This window comes from Gluconobacter sp. Dm-62 (assembly GCF_018256155.1).
In the GTDB taxonomy this organism is placed as follows: Bacteria; Pseudomonadota; Alphaproteobacteria; order Acetobacterales; family Acetobacteraceae; genus Gluconobacter.
This window is the reverse complement of sequence record NZ_JAERLY010000005.1, coordinates 157,708-183,002: the sequence shown is the minus strand read 5'-3', so window position 1 is coordinate 183,002 and position 25,295 is coordinate 157,708. Positions and strand designations below refer to the sequence as shown.

The 25,295-nt window shown below is 59.8% G+C and carries 23 protein-coding genes; 4 read left to right on the top strand and 19 right to left on the bottom strand.

Annotated features, from left to right (window positions below; translation table 11 throughout):
* Positions 1-60 precede the first annotated feature (60 nt).
* Both JK202_RS08000 and JK202_RS07995 read right to left on the bottom strand, forming a co-directional pair.
* Complete coding sequence (locus JK202_RS08000) at positions 61-972, bottom strand: HlyD family secretion protein (protein ID WP_211559933.1); 912 nt, start codon at positions 970-972, stop codon at positions 61-63.
* A gap of 12 nt (positions 973-984) precedes the next feature.
* A complete protein-coding gene (locus JK202_RS07995; protein ID WP_062493400.1) occupies positions 985-1,179 on the bottom strand; it encodes a DUF1656 domain-containing protein in 195 nt (64 codons plus the stop codon).
* A 204-nt stretch (positions 1,180-1,383) separates the two neighbouring features.
* Here JK202_RS07995 and JK202_RS07990 point away from each other — a divergent pair, with 204 nt between their 5' ends.
* The gene (locus JK202_RS07990; RefSeq protein WP_249199799.1) at positions 1,384-1,893 is read left to right on the top strand and encodes a MarR family winged helix-turn-helix transcriptional regulator; all 510 of its coding nucleotides are present in this window, start codon (positions 1,384-1,386) and stop codon (positions 1,891-1,893) included.
* Positions 1,894-1,908: 15 nt separating this feature from the next.
* A complete protein-coding gene (locus JK202_RS07985; RefSeq protein WP_211559931.1) occupies positions 1,909-4,086 on the top strand; it encodes an FUSC family protein in 2,178 nt (725 codons plus the stop codon).
* A gap of 3 nt (positions 4,087-4,089) precedes the next feature.
* Here JK202_RS07985 and JK202_RS07980 read toward each other — a convergent pair whose 3' ends face one another.
* The 12 genes from JK202_RS07980 to JK202_RS07925 all read right to left on the bottom strand — a co-directional run bounded on the left by JK202_RS07980 (position 4,090) and on the right by JK202_RS07925 (position 18,036).
* Positions 4,090-4,782, bottom strand: a complete 693-nt coding sequence (locus JK202_RS07980) for a GntR family transcriptional regulator (RefSeq protein ID WP_211559930.1) — start codon at positions 4,780-4,782, stop codon at positions 4,090-4,092.
* A 74-nt stretch (positions 4,783-4,856) separates the two neighbouring features.
* Positions 4,857-8,483 (bottom strand): bifunctional proline dehydrogenase/L-glutamate gamma-semialdehyde dehydrogenase PutA, encoded by a 3,627-nt coding sequence (gene putA / locus JK202_RS07975; RefSeq protein ID WP_249199797.1) that lies wholly within the window; start codon positions 8,481-8,483, stop codon positions 4,857-4,859.
* A 71-nt stretch (positions 8,484-8,554) separates the two neighbouring features.
* Positions 8,555-9,583 carry a P1 family peptidase gene (locus tag JK202_RS07970; RefSeq protein ID WP_211559970.1) on the bottom strand — a complete coding sequence of 343 codons (1,029 nt, stop codon included), beginning with the start codon at positions 9,581-9,583 and terminating at the stop codon, positions 8,555-8,557.
* 13 nt (positions 9,584-9,596) lie between these two features.
* On the bottom strand, positions 9,597-10,361 hold the full coding sequence (locus JK202_RS07965) for an ABC transporter ATP-binding protein (RefSeq protein ID WP_211559928.1): 765 nt from the start codon (positions 10,359-10,361) through the stop codon (positions 9,597-9,599).
* A complete protein-coding gene (locus JK202_RS07960; RefSeq protein ID WP_211559926.1) occupies positions 10,358-11,176 on the bottom strand; it encodes an ABC transporter ATP-binding protein in 819 nt (272 codons plus the stop codon). Before JK202_RS07960 ends, JK202_RS07965 begins: the two co-directional genes overlap by 4 nt.
* Positions 11,173-11,988, bottom strand: a complete 816-nt coding sequence (locus JK202_RS07955; protein ID WP_211559924.1) for an ABC transporter permease — start codon at positions 11,986-11,988, stop codon at positions 11,173-11,175. Before JK202_RS07955 ends, JK202_RS07960 begins: the two co-directional genes overlap by 4 nt.
* Positions 11,985-12,935 carry an ABC transporter permease gene (locus tag JK202_RS07950; protein ID WP_211559922.1) on the bottom strand — a complete coding sequence of 317 codons (951 nt, stop codon included), beginning with the start codon at positions 12,933-12,935 and terminating at the stop codon, positions 11,985-11,987. Before JK202_RS07950 ends, JK202_RS07955 begins: the two co-directional genes overlap by 4 nt.
* Entirely contained in the window at positions 12,932-14,419 is a 1,488-nt protein-coding gene (locus JK202_RS07945; RefSeq protein ID WP_349291845.1) for an ABC transporter substrate-binding protein, read from the bottom strand. Before JK202_RS07945 ends, JK202_RS07950 begins: the two co-directional genes overlap by 4 nt.
* A gap of 92 nt (positions 14,420-14,511) precedes the next feature.
* Entirely contained in the window at positions 14,512-15,138 is a 627-nt protein-coding gene (locus tag JK202_RS07940) for a PqiC family protein (RefSeq protein ID WP_349291843.1), read from the bottom strand.
* Entirely contained in the window at positions 15,135-16,094 is a 960-nt protein-coding gene (locus JK202_RS07935; RefSeq protein WP_211559920.1) for an MlaD family protein, read from the bottom strand. Before JK202_RS07935 ends, JK202_RS07940 begins: the two co-directional genes overlap by 4 nt.
* Positions 16,094-16,867: an ABC transporter ATP-binding protein gene (locus JK202_RS07930; protein WP_211559918.1), complete on the bottom strand. Its 774-nt coding sequence runs from the start codon at positions 16,865-16,867 to the stop codon at positions 16,094-16,096. The genes JK202_RS07935 and JK202_RS07930 overlap by 1 nt, the downstream gene beginning before the upstream one ends.
* A 5-nt stretch (positions 16,868-16,872) precedes the next feature.
* Positions 16,873-18,036, bottom strand: coding sequence for an ABC transporter permease (locus JK202_RS07925; RefSeq protein ID WP_211559916.1), 1,164 nt, complete (start codon positions 18,034-18,036; stop codon positions 16,873-16,875).
* 289 nt (positions 18,037-18,325) lie between these two features.
* On the opposite strand from JK202_RS07925, the gene JK202_RS07920 reads away from it, so the two are divergent.
* The gene (locus JK202_RS07920) at positions 18,326-19,252 is read left to right on the top strand and encodes a glycosyltransferase family 2 protein (protein WP_211559914.1); all 927 of its coding nucleotides are present in this window, start codon (positions 18,326-18,328) and stop codon (positions 19,250-19,252) included.
* A 39-nt stretch (positions 19,253-19,291) separates the two neighbouring features.
* Here JK202_RS07920 and JK202_RS07915 read toward each other — a convergent pair whose 3' ends face one another.
* Positions 19,292-21,337: a DUF6311 domain-containing protein gene (locus JK202_RS07915; RefSeq protein WP_211559912.1), complete on the bottom strand. Its 2,046-nt coding sequence runs from the start codon at positions 21,335-21,337 to the stop codon at positions 19,292-19,294.
* A 249-nt stretch (positions 21,338-21,586) separates the two neighbouring features.
* Here JK202_RS07915 and JK202_RS07910 point away from each other — a divergent pair, with 249 nt between their 5' ends.
* The gene (locus tag JK202_RS07910) at positions 21,587-22,735 is read left to right on the top strand and encodes a serine hydrolase (protein ID WP_249199793.1); all 1,149 of its coding nucleotides are present in this window, start codon (positions 21,587-21,589) and stop codon (positions 22,733-22,735) included.
* Between the two features lie 18 nt (positions 22,736-22,753).
* Here JK202_RS07910 and JK202_RS07905 read toward each other — a convergent pair whose 3' ends face one another.
* From JK202_RS07905 to JK202_RS07890, 4 genes are all read right to left on the bottom strand, one after another.
* Positions 22,754-23,374, bottom strand: coding sequence for a hypothetical protein (locus JK202_RS07905; protein WP_211559910.1), 621 nt, complete (start codon positions 23,372-23,374; stop codon positions 22,754-22,756).
* The gene (locus JK202_RS07900; protein WP_211559908.1) at positions 23,371-24,120 is read right to left on the bottom strand and encodes a hypothetical protein; all 750 of its coding nucleotides are present in this window, start codon (positions 24,118-24,120) and stop codon (positions 23,371-23,373) included. The genes JK202_RS07905 and JK202_RS07900 overlap by 4 nt, the downstream gene beginning before the upstream one ends.
* An 89-nt stretch (positions 24,121-24,209) precedes the next feature.
* Positions 24,210-24,710 (bottom strand): hypothetical protein, encoded by a 501-nt coding sequence (locus tag JK202_RS07895; RefSeq protein WP_211559906.1) that lies wholly within the window; start codon positions 24,708-24,710, stop codon positions 24,210-24,212.
* Positions 24,711-24,807: 97 nt separating this feature from the next.
* On the bottom strand, positions 24,808-25,143 hold the full coding sequence (locus JK202_RS07890; protein ID WP_211559904.1) for a hypothetical protein: 336 nt from the start codon (positions 25,141-25,143) through the stop codon (positions 24,808-24,810).
* Between the last annotated feature and the right edge of the window lie 152 nt (positions 25,144-25,295).

Below are 25,295 nucleotides of genomic sequence, written 5' to 3'. Positions count from 1 at the left end.
AGCGACAGGCAGGTGCCCAGGGCAAGGGCTACAGCCCGGGAGAAAGGAGTGCGTGACATGTCAGAGGTGGTTCTGCAGCCAGGTGGTCAGACGTCCGCGCGCACCCGGCGTCTCACGCCCGATCGTCACCGTGGCCGTCATGCCGGCCGCCAGCGTGATTTCCGGCGGCACGTTGTCGAACTCCAGACGCACCGGAATACGCTGCGCCAGACGCACCCAGGTGAAGATCGGGTTGACGTCCGGCAGACCCAGCTTGTCGGACACGCCGTTCTGGTCGTTGATGCCGCGCCCGATGCTGACGACATGCGCCATGATGATCTGCTTGTAGCCCATCAGCTTGATCCGGGCTTCGTCACCCACATGCACGCCGTGCATCTTGGTTTCTTCGAAGTAGCCGTTGATCCAGTAGCTGTGCGCGTCGATCACCGCGAGCCCCGAGATGCCGGCATGGGCATAGTCACCCACCCGCAGGTTCAGGTTGGTGATGTAGCCGTCCACCGGCGAATAGACCGTGGAGCGCTGCAGGTTCAGCAGTGCGGTGTTCAGCTCGGCCTTGGCCGCGTTGACCTTGGCGCGCTGGGTTTCGACGTTGGAGTTGAAGTCTTCCTGTTCTTCCGCCGAGACGATGCCGCCCAGGCCCATACGGCGCTTGGCGTCGGAACTGCGGAGCTTCAGGTCTTCCTCGGCACCGGCCACCCGGGCGCGGGCGGCGTCGATGTCGAGGCGGAAGCGCACCGGATCGAGCACGAAGAGCGGATCGCCCCTGTGGACGAACTGGTTGTCCACGACCGGCACGGCGACGACCGTGCCCGAAACTTCAGGCGCGGCATCCACGACGTAAACGCGCACGCGGCCGTCACGGGTCCAGGGGGCGAGGACATAAATGTCCCACATCGTGCGCCCCAGTCCGATGGCAAGCGCCAGGACAATAAGGGTCAGCAGGACACGGATCACACTGCGGGTCCAGTTCATTGCCGACCCCTCCTATACGTAAAGGATGAGTAGACAGAGAACACAGACATAGAGCGCTATTTCAAAGAGGGCGACGTGCCAGAACCATCCCAGCGCACCAGTGCGCCACAGGAGGCTTCGAAGCAGTAACGTCACAAAGACCGCCGCTACGGCATAAATGGAAAGCGGTGCAACGAAAACGCCAAACAGGTCGACTTCAGCCAGCATCAGGTACCGACCCCACCGTCAACCACCAGACCGTCACCCGCCTGACTGTAAGACAATTCGTACACAACGCTCCTCGCTCAGCCACAACGACTCCCACTCAAATAAGGAGGGTCGGTGGGTGATATGGATCAAAAACTGAACCTCCTGACGAAAATGTCAACAGAGTCTGTTTTCAATTCTGATGCTGTCATATAATCTGTTGTCATGTCAACATATGAGGTGTCACCGGAAATGGGTGTCCAATACGATCCGTCCATCCTTCGGGACAGCAGTTTTCATGACATGGGGCTGACCTTCCATGTCCTGCGGCTGTCGAGCCTGTGGCGGGCGCAACTGGATCGTCTTCTGCGGCCCGAAGGCATGACGCTCGCGACCATGCGGCCCATGGCCTACCTGATGGTGATGGGAAACGGGATGAAGCAGAGCGATCTGGCCTCCGTCATGGGGGTGGACAGCTCGGCGCTCGTGCGGGTTCTGGATCATCTGGGGGGCGAGGGGCTGATTTCGCGGAAGCCCGATCCGCAGGACCGTCGCTCCAACCTGCTCGTCCTTACGGAAGCCGGGTGTGAGCGTTGCCGCCAGTTCCATCGCATCGCGGCTGAACTGGAAGCCCGTCTGACCGAGGGGCTGCCTTCCGATGCGGCGGAGATCCTTCGCAGCCAGATTGGCATGATGGAGGGGAAGTTTTCCCTCTCCGGTTTTTCTTCACCCTGATTTTCCGGGCTTTTCATGCGCAATCCTTTTCGCCGGATTTTTTCTTTTGACCGCAATAGCGTGCGGTGGCGGAATTTTGTCTCTACGGCGGCTTTTACGGCTAGGGTGTTCCTGTCCATCGGCATTGCGCTCTTTCTCGCGTTCATGATCCAGCTTGAATCGCCGATGAGTACGGTGACGACCGTCCTGATCGTTGCGAACCCGACGGTGGGCGCGCTTGTGTCCAAAAGCGTGTGGCGCATGACTGGAACGGTGATCGGTGCGGCCTTGAGCACGGCGGTGATGGCGATGTTCGTGCAGTCCGCCGTTCTGTATTTCATGGCATTGTCGGCCTTTGTGGGGCTGGCCTGCATGACGGCGACATGCCTGCGGTATTTCCGGGCTTATGCTGCTGTTCTGACGGGTTACACGATCATTATCGTGGCCGTGCCGGCCTTTGCCCATCCCGAGAATATCTTCCTGTCCGCCATGATGCGTGTGTCTGACGTGGCGCTCGGGATTGTGGTGACGGCCGCGGTGTTCATGGTGACGTCGCCGCGACTTCGTCAGGGCACGATGGACGCGTTATCGGAGGCATTCCGTGACACGCTCCGCCATGCGCTTGTGTTTCATGAGGGGCTGATGAACAGATCCGGCGCGCAGGATGCCCCTGGCGCGGAGCCTCTGTTGGCCGAAGGAGCTTTCCGAACCCTTCCGCAGACCCTTTATGACGGGCGGCAGCGTCTTCTGGGCCAGCTTGCGCGTCTGGGGCCTTCGCTGGAATACGCTGCAACGGATAATCCCGACATTCATGCCAGGGTGCGGGGATACCGGCTTGCCGTCAGTCGCATGACGGGGCTTGTCGCGTCCTATCATCCGTACTGGCGTAATCTGGGCGTGGCGAACCCGCTTTCGGCGCCAGTTCATCGTGAAATCCGCGATACGCTGACCGAGGTGCTCTCCCTGACGGAAACCGTGGGATGGATCGAGCGGTCGGAGCCCGTGCTGGCCTGTCTGGAAGAGTCGCGTGGGCGGCTGGAGATACTGGAGCGGGGTGCGACATCGCCGGCGGTTCAGGCGTCAGTCGACAATGTGCGCGATATTCTTGTTCAACTCAGGGAAACCGTGTGGGACCTGTCCAGTCCGCGCGGTCCGCATGTCCGAGTTCGGGTTCGGGTACTGCCTTATCTGGAATGGATGTCGGCGATCTATAACGGTCTGCGTGGCATGCTGATCGCCTTTCTGGCCTGCATGATCTGGTACATCACCTATTTTCCGACCGGGCCGATGATGATCATGTATGTGGTGGCCGCGTCGAGCCTGCTGTCCACAGCACCCTCGGCGGCAAGGGCCAGCCTGCCTATGGCGATCGGAACGGCGCTGTCGGTTCCCGCCTGCTGGCTGTGCCACATTGCGGCACTTCCGCGTGTGGACGGTTATCCGATGCTCTGGCTCTCGATCTGTGCCTGCATGCTGCCGGGGGTATGGCTCCAGTTTCATCCGCGTTACGGGGTGGGAGCCTTTGGCTACACGGTCTTTCTGGCCATGCAGTTGATGGTGACGAATACCATGGTGATCGATGACATCACGCTCATCAATACGTGGTTGGCCATCCTGATGGGCTGCGCGCTGCTGGTCTTGGTATTCCGGGTGATCATGCCAGCCGATCAGCGGCTTTATGCCTCCCGGCTTGTCATTTCGCTCGGTCGCAGCCTTCAGAGCCTCTCGGCACGCCCTGCCGCGCGGGTGCCGTCCTGGATGGTGTGGGAAGGGGCGCAGATCCAGAAAGTCTCCATCCTGCTGATGAGGCTGTCTCTGGTAGCGTCTCCGATCGACCGTCAGGGTTATGTGGATGGTGCTTTTGCCGCCCTGTCCCTCGGGCGTCTGCTGATCCGTCTGCGGCAGGCCGTGGAACCGGCGGGGCTGAATGCTCGCGAACAGGAGGCTCTGAATGTGGCGCTTGCGTCCTTCCGGACCCTGCGGCGGGATCCTGTCGGGACGGCGGTATCTCTCATGGCTGCTGCGGGGCTGATCGGTGCGGACGAGACGTCCGGCGCAGCAGGGCTATACCGTGTCCGTCTGGTGTCGTGTCTGGAGCAGAGTGCCCATATCATCGACAGTATTCCGGGGTTTTTCCATACAAATGGCCCGCTGAATCGCTGGTATGACGAACGGGGACCCGCGACGCTGGTTTCGGTCAATCCGGCGCGGTGAAGTTCAGGAGGCTGTCCGTTCGCGGATGACGTCCAGCGACAGGGAGGCAGCTTCGAGAATATGCTGTTTTGTCAGGCGTCCCAGTTCTTCGCCGTCGCGGGCGCGGCAGGCCTGAAGGATCTGGAAATGTTCGGCGTCCGTTGCGGCCTTTCGGCCCGGCAGCTCCAGATGGGCGCGGATATAGCGGTCGAGGCGCGAATGCAGGTCGTGGATCATGCCGTACAGTCTCGGGCGTCGTGACGCGGCATAGATGGCGCCGTGAAACTCCCAGTTCAGACGGCCGGACTGTTCCATGCCATTAGCTCCGCCCGTGCCGTTAACAAAAGCCTCATAGGCGTCCTCGATCCGGGCCAGATCGACACGGGTGAGGGACGTCATGGCCACTCCCGCCGCCCTGCTTTCCAGCGAGGCGCGGATGTCTGAATATTCCAGAATGTCGGCCTCGCTCAACCCCGTCACCACGGCGCCGCGATGGGGCAGGAAGGCGATAAGGCCCTCCGCTTCAAGTTGCTTGAGAGCTTCGCGGACCGGGATGGGGGAGACGCCGAAATTGCGGGCAAGTTCCGACTGCCGCAGCGGCTGGCCATCGGTCAGGATGCCGTCCGTGATGGCACTGCGCAGGGCTTCTGCGATTTCGAGCGATGCCGAGCCGCTTTTCGTATCAACGGGCATGAAAATCGGCTCGGCTTCGCTCATGGGGTTGGTCGTCCGTCAGTTAGGGGCGATCCTCTTAGCATGATCGTAACGAACGATCATGCCGGGGATTGTCATTATCCGATCGTCATCAGGCTGGCATTGCCGCCAGCGGCAGTGGTGTTCGTGCTGACGACCTTTTCCTGAAGCACCCATTCAGGCCGGATCGGGCTTTTTGCGTCCAGCATATGGAGTTGAACGACCATGCCTGAACGCGAGAGCGCCGTGCGGGCCTGTTCTGCCATCTGCGTCTCTTCCGGAGAGGCCAGGATCGTCCGGCATCCCGCAACACGGCCGCCCTGTGTCCGGCGGATCTGCAGGGCAAGGGCATGGGGCAGATCAGATACCCAGTCCGAGGCCACATTTGGCCCCTGAACGAAGGCCGTGTTCCCACCGCTCAAAGCGAGGCCTACAGCGCGGAGCATGGTCTCCCGGTTGCTGGCAACGCACAGGACGGCTCCACGGGGCAGAAGCTGGTACAGGTTGGTTTCGCCGACCGGGCCGGGGAGCTCGCGCGTGGCGCCGCACATGCCGTGCTGCATGCCGTCCACGATCTTCTGGTAAAGCGGGAAGCTCGTCTGCATCAGCCAGGACAGGAACTGGCGTGCAGGTTCCGGAAGCTCCTTACTCTCCCAGTCCGTATGAGCGGGAGCGGTACTCATGAGGCGGCGCAGGATCAGCGGACCACCGGCTTTCGGGCCTGTGCCAGAGAGCTTTTCGCCACCGAAAGGCTGGCTGCCTACGACCGCGCCGACCATGTTGCGGTTGACGTAGAGGTTCCCGGCCTCGATGCGCGACGTGACATGCGCCATGCGGCTTTCGATCCGGGTGTGCAGACCGAAGGTGAGGCCATAGCCGGACTGGTTGATGGCGTTGATCAGGGCTTCGAAGTCACTGGAAGCGAAACGCAGGACATGCAGCACCGGTCCGAAGACTTCGCCTTTCAGATCGGCCAGACTGTCGATCTCGATGATCGTCGGGGCGATGAACGTGCCGTTCGATGCGCTCTCCGGCAGGGGAAGCGACCAGACGGCGCGGTTCTGCGCGCGCGATGTGTCGATATAGGTCTGGATACCGGACTGGGCTTCTGCCGAGATGACGGGGCCGATGTCGGTGTTCAGTTCGGCGGGGTTGCCGATGCGCAGTTCCTCCACCGCACCGCGAAGCATGGTCAGGACGCGATCGGCGCAGTCTTCCTGCACACATAGGACGCGCAGAGCCGAGCAGCGCTGGCCCGCGCTGTCGAACGCCGAGACCAGAACATCCGCAACCACCTGTTCGGTCAGGGCGGAGCTGTCCACAATCATGGCGTTCTGGCCACCGGTTTCGGCGACGAACGGAACCGGCTGACCGTCCGCTCCCGTGCGTCCGGCCAGCGTGTTGGCGATCAGGCCCGCGACGGCAGTGGAGCCGGTGAACATCACGCCCGCGATCCGGCTGTCGGCTACGAGGGCCGCACCGGTCTTACCTGCGCCAGGAACGAGACGCAGCGCGTTTTCCGGAACGCCGGCTTCGCGCAGAAGGGCAACGGCGCGGAGAGCGATGAACGGTGTTTCCTCGGCGGGCTTGGCGACCACCGTGTTGCCAGCCGCCAGTGCGACTGCGACCTGTCCAAGGAAAATCGCGAGAGGAAAGTTCCACGGGCTGATGCAGGCGACAACGCCGAGCGGCGTGCTGCTGCCCGCCTGTGCAGTTTCCTGAGCCTGAACGGCGTAATAACGCAGGAAATCGACGGCCTCGCGGACTTCGGACAGCGCATTGGCGTAGGACTTGCCTGCCTCGCGGACCAGAAGCGCCATGAGCTCTGTCTGGTGCTCTTCCAGCAGGTCCGCCGCACGATCGAGTTTTATGCTGCGATCATCAGCCGAGAGAGCAGCCCATGCGTGGGCTTCGGCCGCGGCGGCATCAATGGCCTTGCGAACGTCCTCTTCGGTTCCGAAACGGACGTGGCCTATCAGGTCCGAATGACTGGATGGATTGCGGATGTCCTGCGTCTCACCCGAGCACGACGTATCTTCCAGAGCCCGTTCTGCAGATGCGTGCACGGCTTCGGCCAGATCGGTGACGGTGTGCTCGTCGGTCAGGTCCAGTCCACGTGAATTCGGACGCTCAGGGGCGAACAGGTCCTTGGGCAGAGCAATGGCGGTATGGGAAGCGCCCGGCGGCTGAACGGCTTTTGCCAGCGCGACCGGATCAGCGATCAGGGTCTCGATGGGCAGGCTTTCGTCGCCGATCTGATTGACGAAGGACGAATTGGCACCGTTTTCCAGCAGACGACGTACCAGATAGGCGAGTAGCGTTTCATGCGAGCCAACCGGGGCATAGACCCGGCAGGGACGGTTGAGCTTCTGCGGCCCGACAACTTCGTTATAGAGCGTCTCGCCCATGCCGTGTAGGCACTGGAATTCGTAGTCACCGATCTGGAAATCCAGACCTGCCAGCGTATAGATCGTGGCCAGTGTGCGGGCATTGTGGGTTGCGAACTGCGGAAAGACGACATCGCGGGCGGCGAGGAGCTTTTTTGCACAGGCGATGTAGCTGACATCCGTGTAGCATTTGCGCGTGTAGACCGGGAAATCCGTCTGGCCTTCAACCTGGGCTTTCTTGATTTCGCTGTCCCAGTACGCGCCCTTCACCAGACGGATCATCAGGCGATGTCCGCTGCGGCGGCCGAGATCGATCAGATAGTCCAGAACCTTGGGCGCACGGCGTCCATAGGCCTGCACGACGATCCCGATGCCGTTCCAGCCGTCCAGTTCCGGGCAGTGGCACAGGTCTTCGATCAGGTCGAGCGAGAGGTCCAGACGTTCGCTTTCTTCGGCGTCGATATTGATGCCAATGTCATAGCGGCGGGCCTGAATGACGAGGTCTTTCAGCGTCTGACCAAGTTCTTTCAGCACGCGCTCGCGCTGGGCGAAGGCATAGCGCGGGTGCAGGGCCGAGAGCTTGATGGAAATCCCGGCTTTTTCGTAAACATTCGCACCGCGTGCGGTCTGGCCGATCACATCGATCGCGCGCTCATAGTCACGGCGATAGCGCAGGGCGTCGGCTTCGGTCATCGCCGCTTCGCCGAGCATGTCGTAAGAGTATTTGAAGCCACGGTCCTCGGGGGCTGCGCTGACCTTGCGGGCGTCCTCGATCGTCTCGCCGATGACGAACTGCTCGCCCATCATACGCATGGCGATGTCGAGCGCTCGACGCACCAGCGGCTGTCCGCCACGTCCGACGAGGCGGAACAGGGTTGCGGCAAGACCCTCATCGGTGTCGTTGGTCAGCTTGCCGGTCAGCATCAGGCCCCATGAGGCCGCATTGACGAAAACTGATTTCTTGCCGCCGACATGGGACAGCCAGTCCCCCGTGCCGATCCGGTCGCGGATCAGGGCGTCGCGCGTTGCGGCATCGGGGATGCGCAGGAGGGCCTCGGCCAGACACATCAGCGATACGCCCTCGGCGGAGGACAGGGAGAACTCCTGTACGAGTGCTTCGACGCCGCCCGGACGACGCTGCGCCCGCAATGTGCCGGTCAGGTGGCGCGCGACATCGGATGTGTTCTGCTGTTCCGTTTCGGTCAGCGTGGCCTGTTCGATCAGGGGAAGGATGCAGTCCGCCTCGGGCCTGCGCATGTCTGCGGCGATGGCCTGACGAAGGGAGGAGCGGACTGGATAGGACGGCACAACAGATGACATGGATTCAGCCTCGAACATGACACTCGGTCCGAGTTCTATAATCGTATATGATTTTCAATAGAATATATGAAATGAGGGTCAGATCATTTTTATACCGTTTCGGATCCTGACGTCTTCCTTTCCCCGAAACGCTCGCGCCATGTCGGGAGGGGTGCGCCACCGGGAAGCGGGGCAGCTTCATACACGCCGCGGGCGATCGCGCGGGCGGTGACCTGCGTGGCAGCGTGAAGGATTTCGGTCCATTCCTGACCGATTGGCTCGGGTTTTTCGGCGGTTGAGACGCCGATCATGGCGTCGCCATCCAGTGGAAGATGGGCTGGAAACACGCCCCGCGCTACGCCATCCTGCGCCAGAATGGCGAGGCGTTTCGCCTGCGTCTTGGTGAGGGTGGCGTCTGTTGCGACGAGGCCGATCGTGGTGCCCGTGACGGACGCCCATTTGGAGCGCAGGCGCAGATCCTCGACGCTCAGATGTGCGGGCATGCCCAGACGGCCGAATTCCTTTCCCTGCTCGAAAGGCGCGCTCCAGAAATGAGGGCCATCGCCGATCGTGGCTGTTCCGACGGCATTGACGGCGACCAACGCGGCTACGCGGTGTCCAGCGGGTGTGATCGTGCTGGCCGACCCCAGCCCCCCGCGCAGTGTGGCCGTCGTCGCACCGGTGCCTGCACCGGCCGTGCCAAGTCCGAAGACCCCGCTGCGAGCGCTCGTTGCGGCCTGATGACCCATTTCAGCATAGGGGGAATAGCGGCCCCAGGTCGTCTGTCCACCCGGTGGCAGATCGTAAAGACTGGCCTGCACCACGATGGGTACGCGAATGGTGCTGGGCGGCAGCGGGGTCTTGCCGAACTGCTCCCGCAGCCACGCCTGCACCCCCGTTGTCGCGTCCAGCCCATAGGTCGATCCGCCGGACAGGACGACGGCATGGATGTGCCCGACCAAGTTTTCAGGCTCCAGCAGAGCTGTTTCCCGCAGGGCCGGCGCGCCGCCCGGAAAGCTGCCGGAGGCGATGACGGGACGATCGAACAGAATGGCCGTCACTCCCGTACGCAGGGTCAGATCCTGACAATGGCCGACGCGGATGCCGGGAATGTCGGTGAGAAGGTTCAGACAGGTCATGACGCCTCGCGGGTCAGTAGGTGTTTTCAAGAAGCGCCTTTGTGGCGGGCTGGGTTGGGGCCGCCAGAATGTCCGATGCTGGACCGGATTCTACAATCCGGCCGTGATCCAGAACGGCGATATGGTGCGACAGATGACGGATGACGGCCAGATCGTGACTGACGAAAACATATGACAGGCCGTGCCGCTTCTGAAGATCCAACAGCAGGTTCAGGACGATGGCCTGTGTGGAGACATCCAGCGCGGAGACGGCTTCATCGGCGATGATGACGGAAGGGCGCGTGATCAGGGCGCGGGCGAGGGCGATCCGCTGCTTCTGGCCGCCGGAAAAGGCTCTCGGGTAGCGGTTGGTGATATCGGCGGAAAGGCTGACGTCATGGAGGGCTGTTCGGATGCGTGCGTCTCGATCCGGGACGGGACCGAGCGCTTCCCCCACGATATCGCTGATCGTCTGGCGCGGATCGAGCGCTCCAGCCGGGTCCTGAAAGATCATCTGGATTGCGGAGCGGATTTTCTTCCGCGCAGGTGCTGAAGCGGTCGCGAGATCCTGTCCCTGATACAGGATCTGCCCTTCATCCGGGACGACGAGGCCACTGAGGAGGCGGCACAGGGTGGATTTTCCGCTTCCTGAGGCTCCGATGATCCCGAGCGTTTGGCCTGATTGTAGATCGAGGCTGATATTTTTCAGAATGGGCGAGGGCGCGCGTCGCGTGAAGGAGAAACCCTGTCGGCTTCTCTGACCATAAGTTACATTTCGGGCCTGAAGGATCATGGTCATGACGGTGCTGTAAAAACGGGCAGGGGTGTGAGCGGTATGCGGGCAGTTCCGTGCAGGGACATGGCCAGAAGCGCCTGCGTGTAGGGATGGCGGGGGGCACCAAACACGGAGGCGGTTGGGCCCTGTTCCACGCAGGTGCCATCTTTCATGACCAGAACATGATCGGCGTGACGGCGTACCAGTCCAAGGTCATGGGAGATCATGAGGACGGCCATGCCGTGCGTTTCGCAGCGACGGGTCACGAGCGCCATAATGGCCGCCTGGGTTCGGGCGTCGAGCGCAGTGGTGAATTCGTCCGCGATCAGGAGTGCGGGCTGGCAGGCCAGCGCCATTGCCAGAAGGACGCGTTGTCTCTGGCCGCCGGAAAGCTGATGGGGGTAAGCGCGTTCGTTCACGCCTGCTTTAGACAGGCCGACCTGTTCCAGGAGTATCCGCGTCTGTGCGCCGATTTCACGATGGGAGAGTGTCGTGTGAAGGCGGAATGTATCGCCGATCTGCGCGCCGATACGCCGCGTGGGATTCAGCGCCGTCATGGGTTCCTGAAAGACCATGGCCAGTCTTTTACCGCGGATCTTGCACCAGTCCGGTTCGGAGAGTGTGGAAAGCTCCATATTTTCAAGCCGGATGCTTCCCTGAGCCTGAAAGTCGGGAGGCAGCAGTCCCATCAGGCTTAGTGCGAGGGTGGATTTTCCGGAACCGGACTCTCCGGTGACGGCAAGGATTTTTCCCGGTTCAAGCGCGAAGGAAAGGTTGTGCAGGATTGGCCGGGCAAGGCTCTGGACGCTCAGGGCATGGACATGGAGCAGGGGCATCATGGGGTTTGCTCTTCATGAGCGGCATCAAGAGCATCCCGCAGGCCATCCCCGAGCATGTTGAAGCCCAGCACGAGCAGCATGATCGTTAGCCCCGGTATGGCGACCAGCAGCGGATGATCGAAGATATGGATCTGATACGAGGCCAGCGCGCGTCCCAGATTCGGTCGCGGCGGAGGGGCACCCAGACCGAGATAGGACAGCCCCGCATCGGACAGGATTGCGAGGGCCAGCGAGGAGGTCGCCTGAACCGTCAGAAGCGGCAGGATGTTGGGCAGGACATGTCGGCGCATGATGTAAACAGGGCCGCGTCCGGCCAGTCTGGATGCGGCGATATAGTCCTGGATCAGGATTGAGCGTGCGGCCTGCCGGGTGATACGGATCTGGGCGGGAAGGCCGAAGAGGGCGATGGCGAGGATTTCGCCGGTTGCGGAGGCTCCAAGAGCCGTGACGAGCAGGGCGGCGATCAGGACGGGTGGGAAAGCCAGACCCAGATCGGCCAGACCCATAATGGATCGGGCAGGTCTGGCTGCGGCGATCAGGCCCAGCACCGTCCCCACAATCGTGGCGAGGCAGACTGAGATTACTGCGATCGTCACGCTGTTGAAGGCTCCGGTCAGCACATGGACCATAATGTCCCGGCCGAAAGGATCGGTTCCGAGCGGATGTAACAGCGATACGGGGGCGTAACGGTGCATGACGTCGATGGGGGGGGCTTGATCGCCATTAAGCAGGGCTATGAGGGTCGCGGGTAACAGCACGATCCCGAGCAGGATGCCGCCCGCCCGGAGCGCCCGGTTGGGGTGGGTCGTCATGACTCTGTTCCAAGGCGTGGATCCAGCCAGCGCACGAGGGCCGTCATCAGGACATTGAGGATCATCACTGCCGTGACGATCAGCATGACGAGGTTCTGCACCACGGGAATGTCGCGCTGGTTGACCGCTTCCAGCAAAAGCTTTCCGCAGCCGGGCAGGCTGAAGACGCTCTCGACGATGATTGTTCCCGTTACCAGAACTGGAAGCTGGATTCCGGCCAGTGTCAGGACGGGGATCAGGGCGTTGGGGAGTGCGATGCGCCACAAAACCCCGCCTCTGCTGTAGCCCTGAGCCCGGGCCGTGCGTATGAAATCCTGCGACAGGGTCTCGATCAGGGAGGAACGCATGAAACGGGCTGTGATGGCGGCCTGCGGGATGGCAAGGGCGATGGCGGGAAGGGTGAGGGCCCTGAGTGCCGGAGCGATACCCTCGCCCCAGCCAGGGAAACCGCTGGAGGGCAGCCAGTGCAGGGTCAGGGAGAACAGGAATGTCATCATCATGGCCAGCCAGAAATCCGGGATGGATTTGAAAAGCTGGATGACGCCCATCAGGCCGTTATCGAGGGCGGTTCCGCGATTTGCGGCGGCCATTGTGCCAAGGGGAATGCCTGTGCCGAGAGACAGCAGCATCGCCAGCAGGATCAGGGGCAGACTGCTTTGCAAGCGTTCGCCGATCAGCCTGCTGACGGGGACGTCATAGATGTAACTCCGGCCCAGATCACCGTGCAGAAACGCGTTGATCCAGTGCGCGTATCGCGAGGGCAGGGATAACTCCAGCCCTAACTGGTGATGCAGGGCGGTCAGGCTTTCGGGGCTTGCATCCAGTCCGAGCATGACCGCCGCCGGGTCGCCGGGCAGGAGGTTCATGGCTGCGAAAATGACGAGGCTTGCGACGATGAGGAGAAGCAGCCGTTCCACCGGGATGCGGAAAATATCCATGCCTGTCATGGTGCCCAGAAAACGCCTGCGACCGGGCAACCTGCGATGGGCTGGTTTGTCCATAGCCCCCTGAGGTGCCGGTTCATGACGGTTTCGCGTGGGATCGCGAACAGGAAGACATTGGGTTCGTCCTGTGCAAGCTGTTCCTGCATTTCCATGGAAAGCTGATGCCGCGTGGTCGTATCCGCTGTGGCTTCGTATTGCTCCGCGAGGGCGTGGAACACCGGGCTGTGGTAGTGGAAATAGACCGGCGTGCGGTCATAGATCGTGATGTCATGGGGTTCGGTATGGGCGATGACGGTCATGTCGAACTGGCCCTGTCCGTAGACCTGACCCAGCCATGTCGGCCATTCCACGGGCTGAAGCGTCACATTCAGCCCGACCTGTTCCAGATAGGCGGCAATGAGCTCACTGCTGTCGCGCGCATAGCCGATGGGCGGGAAGGTCAGCGTCAGATGCGTGCCGGGTGCGACGCCCGCCTCTTTCAGCAGGGCGCGGGCATGGTCCGGGTCGTAGGGATAGCGGTCGGGCAGGGCGACGTAATCGGGATCGTCCGGCGCCATGTGGGATTGCAGGAGCGTTCCGTCTCCGTCGGCCACGGCCTGAAGCAGCGCCTTGCGGTCAACGGCCTGCGCGATAGCCTGCCGGACACGGAAATCGCTGAACGGGCGGCGGGCGTTGTTGAGCGCGAGAATGGCTTTGAAGGGAAAACTGCCCCTGACCACGGCAAGGTTTGCGTTCCCGGAAAAGCGGCTCAGGATTTCCCGCGACGGAAAGGACGGATAGGCATCCAGCTCCCCGGCCAGCAGCGCGTTACTGGCCGAGAGCGGATCAGGCATGAAGCGGAATGTCACCGATCGCAGGGCAGATCTGGCGCCCCAGTAATCCGGGTTACGGTTCAGGGTCAGGTGGTCGCCGCGTCGCCATTCTTCGAAAACGAACGGTCCTGTGCCGATGGGATGGCTGATGTTCTGCGCCACGGAGGCTGGCGAGAGAATGGCGGCATCGTTCCATGCGAGCTGATAGAGAAAGCTGCCGTAAGGATGCTGGAGCCGGATGCTGACATGCAAGCTGTCGGGGCATGAGATGTCGGCGATCTGGCTGAAGATGGCCCTGTGCGGGTTGGTGCTGTCCGCCGCACCGGCACGGAGCAGGGAAAACTTCACGCTGTCGCAGGTCAGGTTCGTGCCATCATGGAAATGCACGCCGTCATGAAGCGTGAAGTCATACGTCAGGCCGTCTGGTGAGACGTGCCAGTTTTGCGCCAGAAGGGGCGTGAGGGCGCCCTGTTCGTCCAGCCGCATCAGGCCTTCATAGATATTGTCATACGTCACCATTCCGATGGCTTCGCTGGAGCCACGCGTCGGGTCCAGGCCGGGCGGTTCGATGGCCAGACCGATCGAGAGCGTATCGCGTGGGTCGGCTGCCTGCGATGTTCCGGGGATCTGAGACGCCGAAAAACCGATCGCCAGAACAGTCAAGAAGGTAGGCACGGTTTTCAATCAGGCGCTCCGCAAATATGCCGCCTCAGGGCGCAGGATCACGGAAAATAGGGTGTTAGACGTCTGAGTGAAAGGGGGGCTTTTCAGGGGCGCGGGGTCGTGCTGGCGATCCGGGCGGCGAGCTGTTCGACGAGGGTGCGGGTCAGGGCGACCTTGCCCCCATCTGTGGCAACCGCGCCCTGCGCGGTGAATGAGCCCCGGCTGTGCAGGATTGGCTGGTGTTCGTCCGAGGGGATCAGCGCCCAGTCGGCATCCAGCGCACCCTGACCGGAGGTGTCGAGATCCAGCCGACTGATATTGACCGCAAGACGCAGGGCTGGTGTTTCGGCCAGAGGTTGTGTGGTGACGACATAGTTCGGCCAGTCCTGTCCCAGATGGGCAGACAGAAGATCCGTCACACCCTGTGACAGGCGGCTTCCCCAGCGCCCGTTGGGGCTGCGGTCAAGCTGGTCACCGTGGCGTGTCAGGATGTCCTGACTGTCGAGATAATCTGGAAGGGTGACATGCGACACGCTAAGCACCGATGCCGAAGCAGGGAGTGCGGCATTGTTCTGTGCAATGGCGGGTGCGCCGAGCGTGTAGAACTGGACGGGAGGTGCGGCACAACCTGCCACTGTTGCGAAGGCCAGAAGGGCTGCGGATCGTGTCATGAGCCGTGTCACGGGTTTGGTCTCCGGAAGAAAAGCGGGGAGGCGGAACTGTCTGCTCATGGCCGGCGTCCCGTGAGGAGGAGCTGCGGATTGCGTTCCACGTCCGTGGCGAAACCGCGCAGGGCGGAGGCTGCGGCGGCGATGTCCCGCAGGCTCGCTTCAAGATTGGCGCGGTCCGCCGAACGCGGGGAGGTCATGTTTTCCAGATTGGCGAGGCTCTTCGTGGCCTGCTGGACGGCTTCGTTGCTGTTCAGAAGGACAGTGTGGAGCTCATGGCCGCGTGTGTTGAGCTGGGCCGTGCCCTCATTGGCCAGCTTGTCCACGCTGAGCAGCGTGCGCGTCAGGGCGGGTTCAAGCTCTGTGACCGTCTTGCGCGCGGCATCGACCATGTCCCGGCTGTGATCGGAGGTTTCGCGGATGCTTTGCACCAGCGCAGGCAATTCCTTGTCGAGCTGGTCCGAAAGCTGCCGGACGGAGGCCAGCGTTGCGTCTGCGTTTTCACCGATCTGCTTGAGCGGCAGGTCCTGAAGGCTCTGCGTCATGGCGGCGATGGTTGACTGCTTGGTCGGGATCTCGGTGACATGCGCGATATCGGGGTGCAGCACGGCCGGAGTGGAGGGTGAGAAGTCCAGATCGATTTCAGACGTGCCGGTAACGAAGCTCTTGAGGTTCATCTCACCGCGCAGCCCCTGCTGGACGAGGTCTTCCATGCTGGGGCGGTGATGGCTGTTGTTCGTCAGGATGATGTTGTCCGGCCGCATGGTGACGAAGACGGGAATATAGGCGTCTTTCGTGGCGGGATTGTATTCGATCACGACGCGATCCACTGCGCCGACCTGTACGCCCCGGAACGTGACGGGAGCGCCAACGGTCAGACCTGAAGAAGCGCCATGGAACACAAGAACGGCTTTTTCCGTCCGGCTGAAAGGATGGAAATTGCCGAACAGGACGAACGCTGCGACGAGCAGGCCTGTCCCCCCAAGGACAAAAGCACCGACAAGAGCCTGCCTGTTCATCACGTGTTTCCTTCTTCGTCGCGTTCACGGTGCATGAAGGCATGCACCTGTGGGTCCGTACAGTTGTCCCGCAGGTCGCGGGGAGAGCCATGGGCGATCGGGGTTTTTGTCCTGGGGTCCAGGAAGATGCCGTCATCGGCGATATGGAAGAGGCTCGGCAGTTCATGGCTGACGATGATGATCGTCGCGCCAAGCCCGTCGCGCAGGTTCAGGATCAGATCATCGAGCCGCACGGAGGTGATCGGGTCGAGACCTGCGGAGGGTTCGTCGAAAAACAGGATGTCCGGATCGAGCGCGAGGGCGCGGGCCAGCCCGGCGCGCTTGCGCATTCCGCCGCTGATTTCGGAAGGGTAAAGATCAATCGCCTGTAACATGCCGACGAAGCCGAGTTTCAGCTCTACCAGTCTGCGGATCACGGCGGGTTTGAGATCCGTGAACATCTGAAGCGGCAGGGCAATGTTCTCGCCGATCGTCATGGAACTCCAGAGCGCGCCGCTCTGGAACAGCACGCCGAAGCGGTGGTTCAGATCCGTGCGATGGGCTTCGTCTCCGGCCCAGTAGTTCTCATCTCCGACGTGATATTCGCCAGCGGACGGGCGGAGCAGGCCGATCATGCTTTTGAGAAGCGTGCTCTTGCCGCAGCCCGAGCCACCCATGACGGCGAAGATACTTCCCTTGCGCACATCGAGCGAGATGTTCTTCTGGATGACCTTGGGGCCGAAAGAGAGCGTGACATCGCGTAGGGAGAGGACGGTCTGGGATTGGTCAGGCATGTCGGTCAGATCCCCAGAACATCGGCGATGACGGCAAAAATGGCGTCAATTGCGATAACGCCCACGATCCCCACGACCACGGCCCGTGTGGCCGCGATGCCGACATCAGCGGCGGAACGTCCGGCTTTCAGGCCGATCCGGCAGCTTGTCAGACCGATAAAGGCACCGAAGACGAGGCTTTTGGTGAAGCCGAAAATGAACTGCCCGATCCCGAAAGCGGTAATTGTCTGATGGAAATAGCCTGCGGCCGTGATGTCCAGCATGGAGATGGCCACGACGAAGCCACCCAGCATGCCGATGAGGCATCCGTACAGGTAGAGGAAGGGCATCGTGATGATCAGCGACAGGACAGCTGGCAGGATCAGGTAGGTCGAGGTCGGGATACCGAAAACGTTCAGGGCGTCGATTTCCTCGTTGCCCTGCATGGTGGAAATCCGCGCGGCATAGGCGCCCCCTGTGCGCCCGGCCATGATGATGGCAGTCATGACGGCGGCCATTTCGCGCACCATCGCTATACCGACCAGACTGGCAACATAAATGCCTGCAGCAAATTTCTGGAGTTCGACCGCACCCACGAATGCCAGGATCGCACCGATCAGAAAATTGACGATGCCCACGATCAGCAGGGCATAAGGGCCTGCATCACTGGTATTGGCCAGAAGATCGACCATGCGCATCCGGCTTCGTCCAAGGACAGTCTGCACTGCGCCCTTTGCCGTTAGGGCACCCAGTTCGGATACCACGCCGACTTCTGACATGGAGGCGATGGCGTGGCCGCCCACGGTTTCCAGAAATGGGGCGCGGGGCTTTTTGTGGTGGACCGGGTCGTCAGGGGCTTCCGGAAGGAGTTCCAGCAACTGGCGCATCGGGCCGGGCAGCGTCTGCATGTCCAGACTGATGCCGGCATCATGGGCGACGCGTTTGAGATCCCACAGGAAGGCCACCAATCCTGTATCCCAGGCCTGGACATCAGAGGTCTGGAAAGACAGATGCGCGCCGGGAGCCTTTTTTAGCCCGTCTTTTGGGAAAACCGGGATGTTGCCAGTCCGGGCCTGCCATGTTCCGCTGAGCACCATGACCGGCGCAGTCTGCTCACCCTGCAGATGCCATTGTGGCGTTCTGTCTGTAGGCTGTGCGGCAGATGGGCCTGTCTTGGTCTGGTCTGTCATGGCCTCTGTATTTCTGGTTCTGACATTCCCGGCACCTTGAAAAGCGGAGAGGCTGGCAGAACGCGACATTTGAAAACAACTGGTTATGGGCAAGATGCGACGGGCATCCTGCCACTTTCTTGAAGGGCACCTTATCGGCTGCAGGCAAAAGATCAATGCTCAGGAAAGCCGCGAAGCCCGTGCTAAGGCATCAGGGGGATTTATGCTCTGTTCCTGAAGTGATGGCTGCATGTTACGGACATATTTCTGATATGATCGATCTGTCACGATTTGGACTTTGAAAACCTGTATGGCCAGCCAGATTTCCCTGATTGTTCCTTTCTACAACGAAGAAGCTGCCATCACGCATTTCGTGCGGAGCATCATACCTGTTCTTGATGGTACTCCGGAAACGGACTGGGAAATCGTCTGCGTGGATGACGGCAGCAGCGACGCAACGCTGCGCGAACTGATCGGGCTTTCGGAAACCGACAGGCGTTTCAGAGTGCTCGAACTGTCGCGTAATTTTGGGAAGGAAGCGGCTCTGACGGCTGGTCTCGATGCTGCGACAGGGGAGGCAGTCATTATCATTGATGCCGACCTTCAGGATCCTCCCGAAATCATTCCAAAGATGGTTCAATTCTGGCGTGAGGGCGCGGAAGTCGTCTTGGGAAAGCGGATCGACCGCTCTACGGACAGCATCCTCAAGCGCAGGACGGCATCCTGGTTCTACTCACTGCATAATCGGCTCGCGCATATTCAGATTCCGGAAAATGTAGGGGATTTCCGGCTGATGGATCGATGTGTGGTCGATGCACTCAAAAGATTGCCAGAACGTCAGCGCTTTATGAAAGGCCTTTTCGCATGGGTAGGCTTCCGAACGGTCACGATTGATTATGTCCGGGCGCCCAGAGCGGCAGGAATGACGAAATTCTCGGGTTATTCCCTATGGAATTTTGCGCTTGAAGGCTTCACAAGCTTCTCTTCTGTTCCCATCCGGCTTTGGACGTATCTCGGAACAATGGGGGCAATGCTAGCTATCCTCTATGCGCTTTTCATCGTCTTCAGGACAATCGTATGGGGCAATCCTGTACCAGGCTATGCGTCCCTGTTTGTGGCGATCATCTTTTTCAGCAGTGTGCAGATCATCAGTATTGGCATGCTGGGCGAGTATATCGGACGAATTTACATGGAGACCAAGCAGAGGCCCATTTACGTATTGCGACGTACTTACTGACTGCAGCCATATCAGTGAAGTACGTCGCTGGGGCGCCTGTCAGTCCAGCTTGTGTAACCTCAATCCAAGAAGAGCCACACCGAGCAGACGAGGGTCTTTCCCAATCTGAATGGGATTGCTGATCTGGAGTTGCAGGCTGACGGCATTTGTACTGGATGGGATGGCAAAACTTGTTTCGTAGTCAGCTTCGTTTGGCTGAACATCCCAACCGGCGATCTGTTTGCCGTCCAGAAAAACTGTAACATGCTGGGGTTTGCCGGGCGTAGAGCGCATCCGAAGCCCAAGAGACGCGGTATGAACGTCTGCTGGCAAATGAAAATAGAGAGAAGGGTCGGTCGTCTCGCTCCATACACCCCAATCCTCTGGATGGGACCATCCGCCAGCCAGAATTTCTTCGCTCTTTTGCTCGGAACCGGCAGTAAAGATTTGCTGGTCTACAGGGATTGTGGCTGCTTCAGGCACGTCTGAGAGATATGCCGGAAGCGGGATATCAGATGAGACGCAGAACGTAGCTTTGTCCCTGACGCCACAGTGAGCGTTTTCGAGGGCTGCCCAGTGGATTGCGTGAATTTGCTGAGAGGCACCGGTCAGAATGACAAGGGTCTGCTTGTCCAGAGGGTGAGGGCGTTCTGTAGAGGCCTGGCATGCGGTTTCAGGCGACAGTCGCGCCGTATACATCGTATTGACCGTGGCGTTCTGTCGAGCGGCTGCATAAATGAATGGCATGACGTAAGGCGAATTGACGCCGTCGCATTCCAGTCGCGGATGGATCTCAATCCTGTTGAAAGGGCGCATCAGTGAGAAAAACCGCTCATCTTCGTGCGTCGCTGGAGCGAGAAGCCCTATTTCCGCCTGATGATCACCAGTACGGATGTCCCGTGTATCACGCCACTGAAGGGCAATTCCTGCAAGCATGATGAGTGGCCAGGCCCTCGGCCAGGCACGGCACAGGCCATAGACGGCCCCCAGCATTATCAGATAGGCGACCGGCCAGAACATTCGCCCTGAGGAGCGCATCTGCTCCGCCCCAGGAACCCTGAAATGGGTTAGGAGTACTGGAATATGAAGGAAATAGACCCGGTTCGAGGCAGCAATAACTGTCAGTGCGAGACAGGCCAGAAGAAGTCCCGCATGCTGCTTGGGAAGCTGCGTCACAAGCGCAAGGCCTCTGCGCCTCAATAATAGCATCGCCAGCAGCAGTAAGACGCCAGCCCCAAGATATTGATAGCCTTCATATTGGCCACCTGTTGCTTCGACCGGGCCGCCAGAAACGAACGGGAAAAGGCTGGAGTGCACTGGCCAGAACGGTGAGGCGAGGTTCATGGAATAGAACCCATAGCCACCTCCGCTTGATCCTCCCCAGTAGCCCAGAAATGATCCAATGATGATAATGCTCAACCCGGATACCGCTGTGGCGATTGTCGCAGTTCCACAGGTCCGCCAGCTTCTGTCCCGCAGCAGGAACGTCAGGGGAACCGCCCCAAGGATGGCGCCTGCCATGACCATCAGATAGGGATGTACCAGCAGGGTCAGGGTTGTCAGAGCGGCCAGTATCCAGACTGGCCCACGGCCAGCACCTGGTCGCGTAGCTCTGAAATACAGGCCGATCGCCAGAAGCAGGATCCATTGCCCGCAAAGCGCAGCGTGACCAATTCTGTTCAGGAATGTCGGGAAGCAGGCGCTTAGAACTGCGATGGTAATCGCAGGAAGCAGGCGCTTTTCGCCAAGAGAACGCAGCGCAAAAACGGCACAGACCGGTTGAAGTGTCCAGCAGAGCGCCAGATAAAGCGTTATTCCCTGCATCATATTCGGAAAAAGCGGATGTACGACCTTCAGAAATAACGCTTCCAGAGGAATACTGTCTGTCAGGGCGATATTCGTTCCCGAGGGTGCATCAAGCTGTTGGTCCATCAGGATGGGCCAGTGCCATCCTTCCCTCAGAAAATAGATCTGGCCGATGATATGTTGCAGAAAATCGCCGTGATCAGTCTGGACTGAGGCCGGAACCTGTCCACCGATCAGGGAAAGTGGAAAGCACTGCAATGCCTGAAACAGACCAAACAACAGTGACAGTGTGTATATCACAGGTGCGCTTGTGAATGACGGAAGGGCTTGGTGCTTCTTGAACAAATGACACCACTCTCACTGAAGAACAGTTTGCAGGAATGATTGGCGTCATACAGGAGAAGCAGCCTTGAAACCATGACTGATGAAACATATCAGCGACATTCTGTTGCGTACTCGAAAAAAACAGCTAGTGTTCCGGTTCCGCAGGATGGGTGGGGAAAAACAGAAAACATGTCGGACATGCTCGCTGGGACAGATCGTATTTTTATGAAACGACGTCAGGTTCTTCTTGGAGGAGCCGCTCTCTGTGTCAGCCAGGTTGCCGCTTGTGCCGGACCCGGTAAACCTTACTCCGGAGTAGATTCTCTGGTACGCGCCGCCGTCAAAAAAGGCGAGGCTCCGGGCGTTGTTGTCGCCATTGGCCATGACGAAAAGATCGTGCATCGCTTTGTATATGGCAGGCGCGCGCTTGTTCCGACCCCAGAGCCTCTGGACTGGGACACGCATTTCGACATGGCGTCCCTTACCAAACCGACCATGACAGCGCTGGCAGTCATGCAACTGGTTGAACGCCAGAAGCTTCAGATCGATGATCGTGTCAGTCAGTATCTCCCTGAATTTTCTGTAAATGGAAAAGGCGATATTACCATTCGCCTGCTTCTGACCCATTATTCCGGATTGCCACCTGATATTCCCCTGAATGATCCTTGGAGTGGCAAGGCTGAGGGGAGCAGGCGGGTCTTGACGTCGCCGCTCATAAATCCGCCGGGCGAGAAATTCGTTTATAGTGACATCAATTACATTGCACTGGGGCTTCTGGTTGAAAAACTGAGCGGCCTGTCACTCGATCTGTATGCCCGCCTCAATATCCTTGACCCGCTGGGCATGACGAATTCCGGGTATCTCCCAGCAGTCAGTCTGCGCCCTGTCATTGCTCCAACGCAATATGACGAACAGGGTGTGATGCTACGTGGTGTGGTTCACGACCCAACTGCCCGCAGGATGGGAGGAGCCGTCGGGAATGCGGGGCTGTTCTCCGATGCGAAGGATATGTCAGTTTACGCGCAGGCCCTTCTGGATCGCCTTAAAGGGCGTCCGAGCCATTTTCCTTTGCGTCAGGACACTCTCAAACTCATGATCACGCCTCAACAGCCGGCAGGTAAGACCGAGCTTCGGGGACTGGGCTGGGATATCGACACCCATTATTCTTCTCCGCGCGGCGATGTGTTTTCCTATCACTCCTTCGGTCATACCGGTTTTACGGGAACGTCTCTCTGGATTGACCCGGACAGTGACAGCTATGTGCTGATCCTCACCAACCGGGTGCACCCCTCAGGCGGGCACAGCGTCGTGCAATTACGCCATGATATCGCGACGGCAGCCGGAAGGGCCCTTGGTCTTTCTGCGCCTGTCTGAGTGATGAGTACCGGGCTTTTACGGAAGATACTGTATGCCCACGAAAGGATGAACCGGATCTTTGGTGCATGACGAGGGAAACAGTCCGACCAGTTTCCTGACATGCTGTGCCAGAGCATCCCGGTTAGCCGTAATGCGCGTTCCTTCAGCCTGACGCACCGCATCGCTCTGTGCAAGAAGATCGCCAGCGTATCCGACTTCCCGGGCCATTTCCGCATCCGGTAGCGCGGAAAGCGGTACGAACTGGACCGGCAGATTGAGCGTCTGGGCCTTGGTATGGCTCGTGTCTGCCTGAAGTCCGAAAACGGGCATCGTGCCGGAATTGCTGACCGAAAAACTCCCTGAAGACGTAAAACTTCCAGTTAGGGACAGCGTTACCGGCCCCGAGATCATGGCTACGACCGGGTCGGGGACCTGCTGATTGCACTGGAGGACCCGAACATTCGTGTCAAACCCCCGTTCTTGCTCGGCTGTCCACTCCTGCACATGGGACGTGCTGACAACGCCTGTTTTCGTCAGATCCATCTGGATGCCCGAAATGGCTTCGCTGATCGTGACGGGAGCAGGAGACCCGGCTGAACATCCACCAAGGAGAGCAGAAGCCAGGATTGTACAACCGACAAAAATGCCGTTCCTCATACGCCCCTCACTTCTGCAAGAAGCGCGTCAAACCCTTCGCCATTCGGTGATGTTCCCGGAATGCCGATCCAGTTCTGGCGCGACAGCAGGCCATAGGATTCGTCGGCAATTTTGGTGAATGTGTCCCACGGCATGAATGTGCGCGTGCCCCACGTATTGAAGAAAAGTCCTTCAGGATCGTAGCCTACAAGCGCAATGGCATGCCCCCCCACCGGCGTCCTGTTGGAAATGGCGTTCCAGTCCCATGTTGCTCCCAGCGGCAGGTCCATGAATCCCTGCGGCACCTGAATGCCAGCGAGCACACCTCCGAGATAACAGATACCGCGGCGGATACTCTCACAGTCCTGCGGATCGATCGTGCCGTAAGCCGTCAGGTAATCCAGTGTCTGACCTGGACGATGCAGACCTTCGCGCAGCCAGAAATTCAATTCGTCCAGCAGGACCGTACCGTTGTCCCGCGCACCTGTCTGCGGGTCGAAGCCGGTAACGGCAGCATAGTTGTTCAGCACCATGTCCGTGGATAGTACAACCAGTGCCTGTGCGGCGTGAGTCCATGTGGCCGTCAGGGCAGCATGAGCGGCGAATGCACAGCAGCCATATCGGTCGTTTCCCCACATCTGATAGGGCACGCTGTTGGACCAGTCCTTCTGCGTGGGAACAGTGGGGAGGCGTGCGGCCAGCATAGGGGCAAGACGGTAGGTTCGCAGATCATGCTTGGGCGCAAGTTTGCCAAGGCATCGTGACATGGACAACTCCGGCAGAAATATGAATACAGGAGCGGCTCAGGTGAACCATTCCTGTACTCGGTTTATGGGATGGGGAAGGCGGCGGAGCGTCAGGCGCCCTGATAAATCCGGGCGCGGATCAGTTCAGGCGACTGCGACGTGGCCGCAAAAGGAACGGCCGTGACACCTGCGAGGGCTTCGATCAGCGGGATCATGGCGGAAACCGTCGACATATAGCCTGCCGTTGACGGTGAGTAGACCTTCACGATCGGCATTGCGATGGTGAGCAGGGTCTGTAGATCAGTCCCCAGGCTCTTTGCCCAGTCCTTGCCGGTCGTCACAGTAATGGAGCCGTTCGAATTGGCGGCGACCTGAGCGGTCACGCTCTTGATCTGTGCAATCAGGTTGTCGAACTGGGCCTTGTCGCTGTCGGAAAGATGGCTTTCCAGTTCCGGAATGCTCTCGATGGCCTGAACCGCATAGGCGATGGCAGCGGCGTCACTGCTCAGGGCCTGGGTGTTGAAGGTGGTTGTGCTGCCAGTTGTGGTGCAGGCGCTCGTAGAGGCAAGAAGAACGACGCCAAGGCTCAGTGCAATAAGACGGTTACGCATCAATTAATGCTCCAGAAATAAAAAAGCCGCCCGAAAGGCGGCTGTGAATTTTGAAAATGAAATTGTATTCAGGCAGGCTACACGATCGGCCAGAAATTTATTCGGCGCGCCGGGGAGCCTCATTGGCTTTTGGATGTGTTGAGACTTTGTCCAGCCCCAGCTTTGCGGCTTCGTCCGCCCGTGAAGACCCGATGGGCACCATGATGGCTTTCGCGTCCGGCTGATAGGCACTGGTATTCCAGCCTTTTGCCTGAGCAATCGTACTGACAATGCGGAAGAGAGGCAGAAACTTCGAGTTGCTGGACGGTGGTTTCCAGAAGCGAAGAGCCAGAGCGGCCGCAGCAATCAGAAAAGTGATGATTGAAATGATATCGCCAGCATATCTGGCAGGCAGATAGGGCAGGATTGTCTGGAACAGTGATGTCCAGTCCATTGTTCTCTCCGGCTATGAAAAAACCGCCATGAAAGGCGGCTGTGCCAACACACCCTCCCGGTCTAGGGAGGGGCGTTCGCGCGCACCAAGGAGAAAATGGCGTCAAGCACCAACTGGCTAGTTTTGCGCCCTTTCCGGCTGTCGGTGCGGTT

What these genes read in the sequence shown, in the direction of transcription:
- JK202_RS08000 (WP_211559933.1), bottom strand. Translation starts at nt 972, where the DNA reads ATGAACTGGACCCGCAGTGTGATCCGTGTCCTGCTGACCCTTATTGTC.
- JK202_RS07995 (WP_062493400.1), bottom strand. Translation starts at nt 1,179, where the DNA reads ATGCTGGCTGAAGTCGACCTGTTTGGCGTTTTCGTTGCACCGCTTTCC.
- JK202_RS07990 (WP_249199799.1), top strand. Translation starts at nt 1,384, where the DNA reads ATGTCAACATATGAGGTGTCACCGGAAATGGGTGTCCAATACGATCCG.
- JK202_RS07985 (WP_211559931.1), top strand. Translation starts at nt 1,909, where the DNA reads ATGCGCAATCCTTTTCGCCGGATTTTTTCTTTTGACCGCAATAGCGTG.
- JK202_RS07980 (WP_211559930.1), bottom strand. Translation starts at nt 4,782, where the DNA reads ATGAGCGAAGCCGAGCCGATTTTCATGCCCGTTGATACGAAAAGCGGC.
- putA (WP_249199797.1), bottom strand. Translation starts at nt 8,483, where the DNA reads ATGTTCGAGGCTGAATCCATGTCATCTGTTGTGCCGTCCTATCCAGTC.
- JK202_RS07970 (WP_211559970.1), bottom strand. Translation starts at nt 9,583, where the DNA reads ATGACCTGTCTGAACCTTCTCACCGACATTCCCGGCATCCGCGTCGGC.
- JK202_RS07965 (WP_211559928.1), bottom strand. Translation starts at nt 10,361, where the DNA reads ATGACCATGATCCTTCAGGCCCGAAATGTAACTTATGGTCAGAGAAGC.
- JK202_RS07960 (WP_211559926.1), bottom strand. Translation starts at nt 11,176, where the DNA reads ATGATGCCCCTGCTCCATGTCCATGCCCTGAGCGTCCAGAGCCTTGCC.
- JK202_RS07955 (WP_211559924.1), bottom strand. Translation starts at nt 11,988, where the DNA reads ATGACGACCCACCCCAACCGGGCGCTCCGGGCGGGCGGCATCCTGCTC.
- JK202_RS07950 (WP_211559922.1), bottom strand. Translation starts at nt 12,935, where the DNA reads ATGACAGGCATGGATATTTTCCGCATCCCGGTGGAACGGCTGCTTCTC.
- JK202_RS07940 (WP_349291843.1), bottom strand. Translation starts at nt 15,138, where the DNA reads ATGAGCAGACAGTTCCGCCTCCCCGCTTTTCTTCCGGAGACCAAACCC.
- JK202_RS07935 (WP_211559920.1), bottom strand. Translation starts at nt 16,094, where the DNA reads ATGAACAGGCAGGCTCTTGTCGGTGCTTTTGTCCTTGGGGGGACAGGC.
- JK202_RS07930 (WP_211559918.1), bottom strand. Translation starts at nt 16,867, where the DNA reads ATGCCTGACCAATCCCAGACCGTCCTCTCCCTACGCGATGTCACGCTC.
- JK202_RS07925 (WP_211559916.1), bottom strand. Translation starts at nt 18,036, where the DNA reads ATGACAGACCAGACCAAGACAGGCCCATCTGCCGCACAGCCTACAGAC.
- JK202_RS07920 (WP_211559914.1), top strand. Translation starts at nt 18,326, where the DNA reads ATGGCCAGCCAGATTTCCCTGATTGTTCCTTTCTACAACGAAGAAGCT.
- JK202_RS07910 (WP_249199793.1), top strand. Translation starts at nt 21,587, where the DNA reads ATGAAACGACGTCAGGTTCTTCTTGGAGGAGCCGCTCTCTGTGTCAGC.
- JK202_RS07905 (WP_211559910.1), bottom strand. Translation starts at nt 23,374, where the DNA reads ATGAGGAACGGCATTTTTGTCGGTTGTACAATCCTGGCTTCTGCTCTC.
- JK202_RS07900 (WP_211559908.1), bottom strand. Translation starts at nt 24,120, where the DNA reads ATGTCACGATGCCTTGGCAAACTTGCGCCCAAGCATGATCTGCGAACC.
- JK202_RS07895 (WP_211559906.1), bottom strand. Translation starts at nt 24,710, where the DNA reads ATGCGTAACCGTCTTATTGCACTGAGCCTTGGCGTCGTTCTTCTTGCC.
- JK202_RS07890 (WP_211559904.1), bottom strand. Translation starts at nt 25,143, where the DNA reads ATGGACTGGACATCACTGTTCCAGACAATCCTGCCCTATCTGCCTGCC.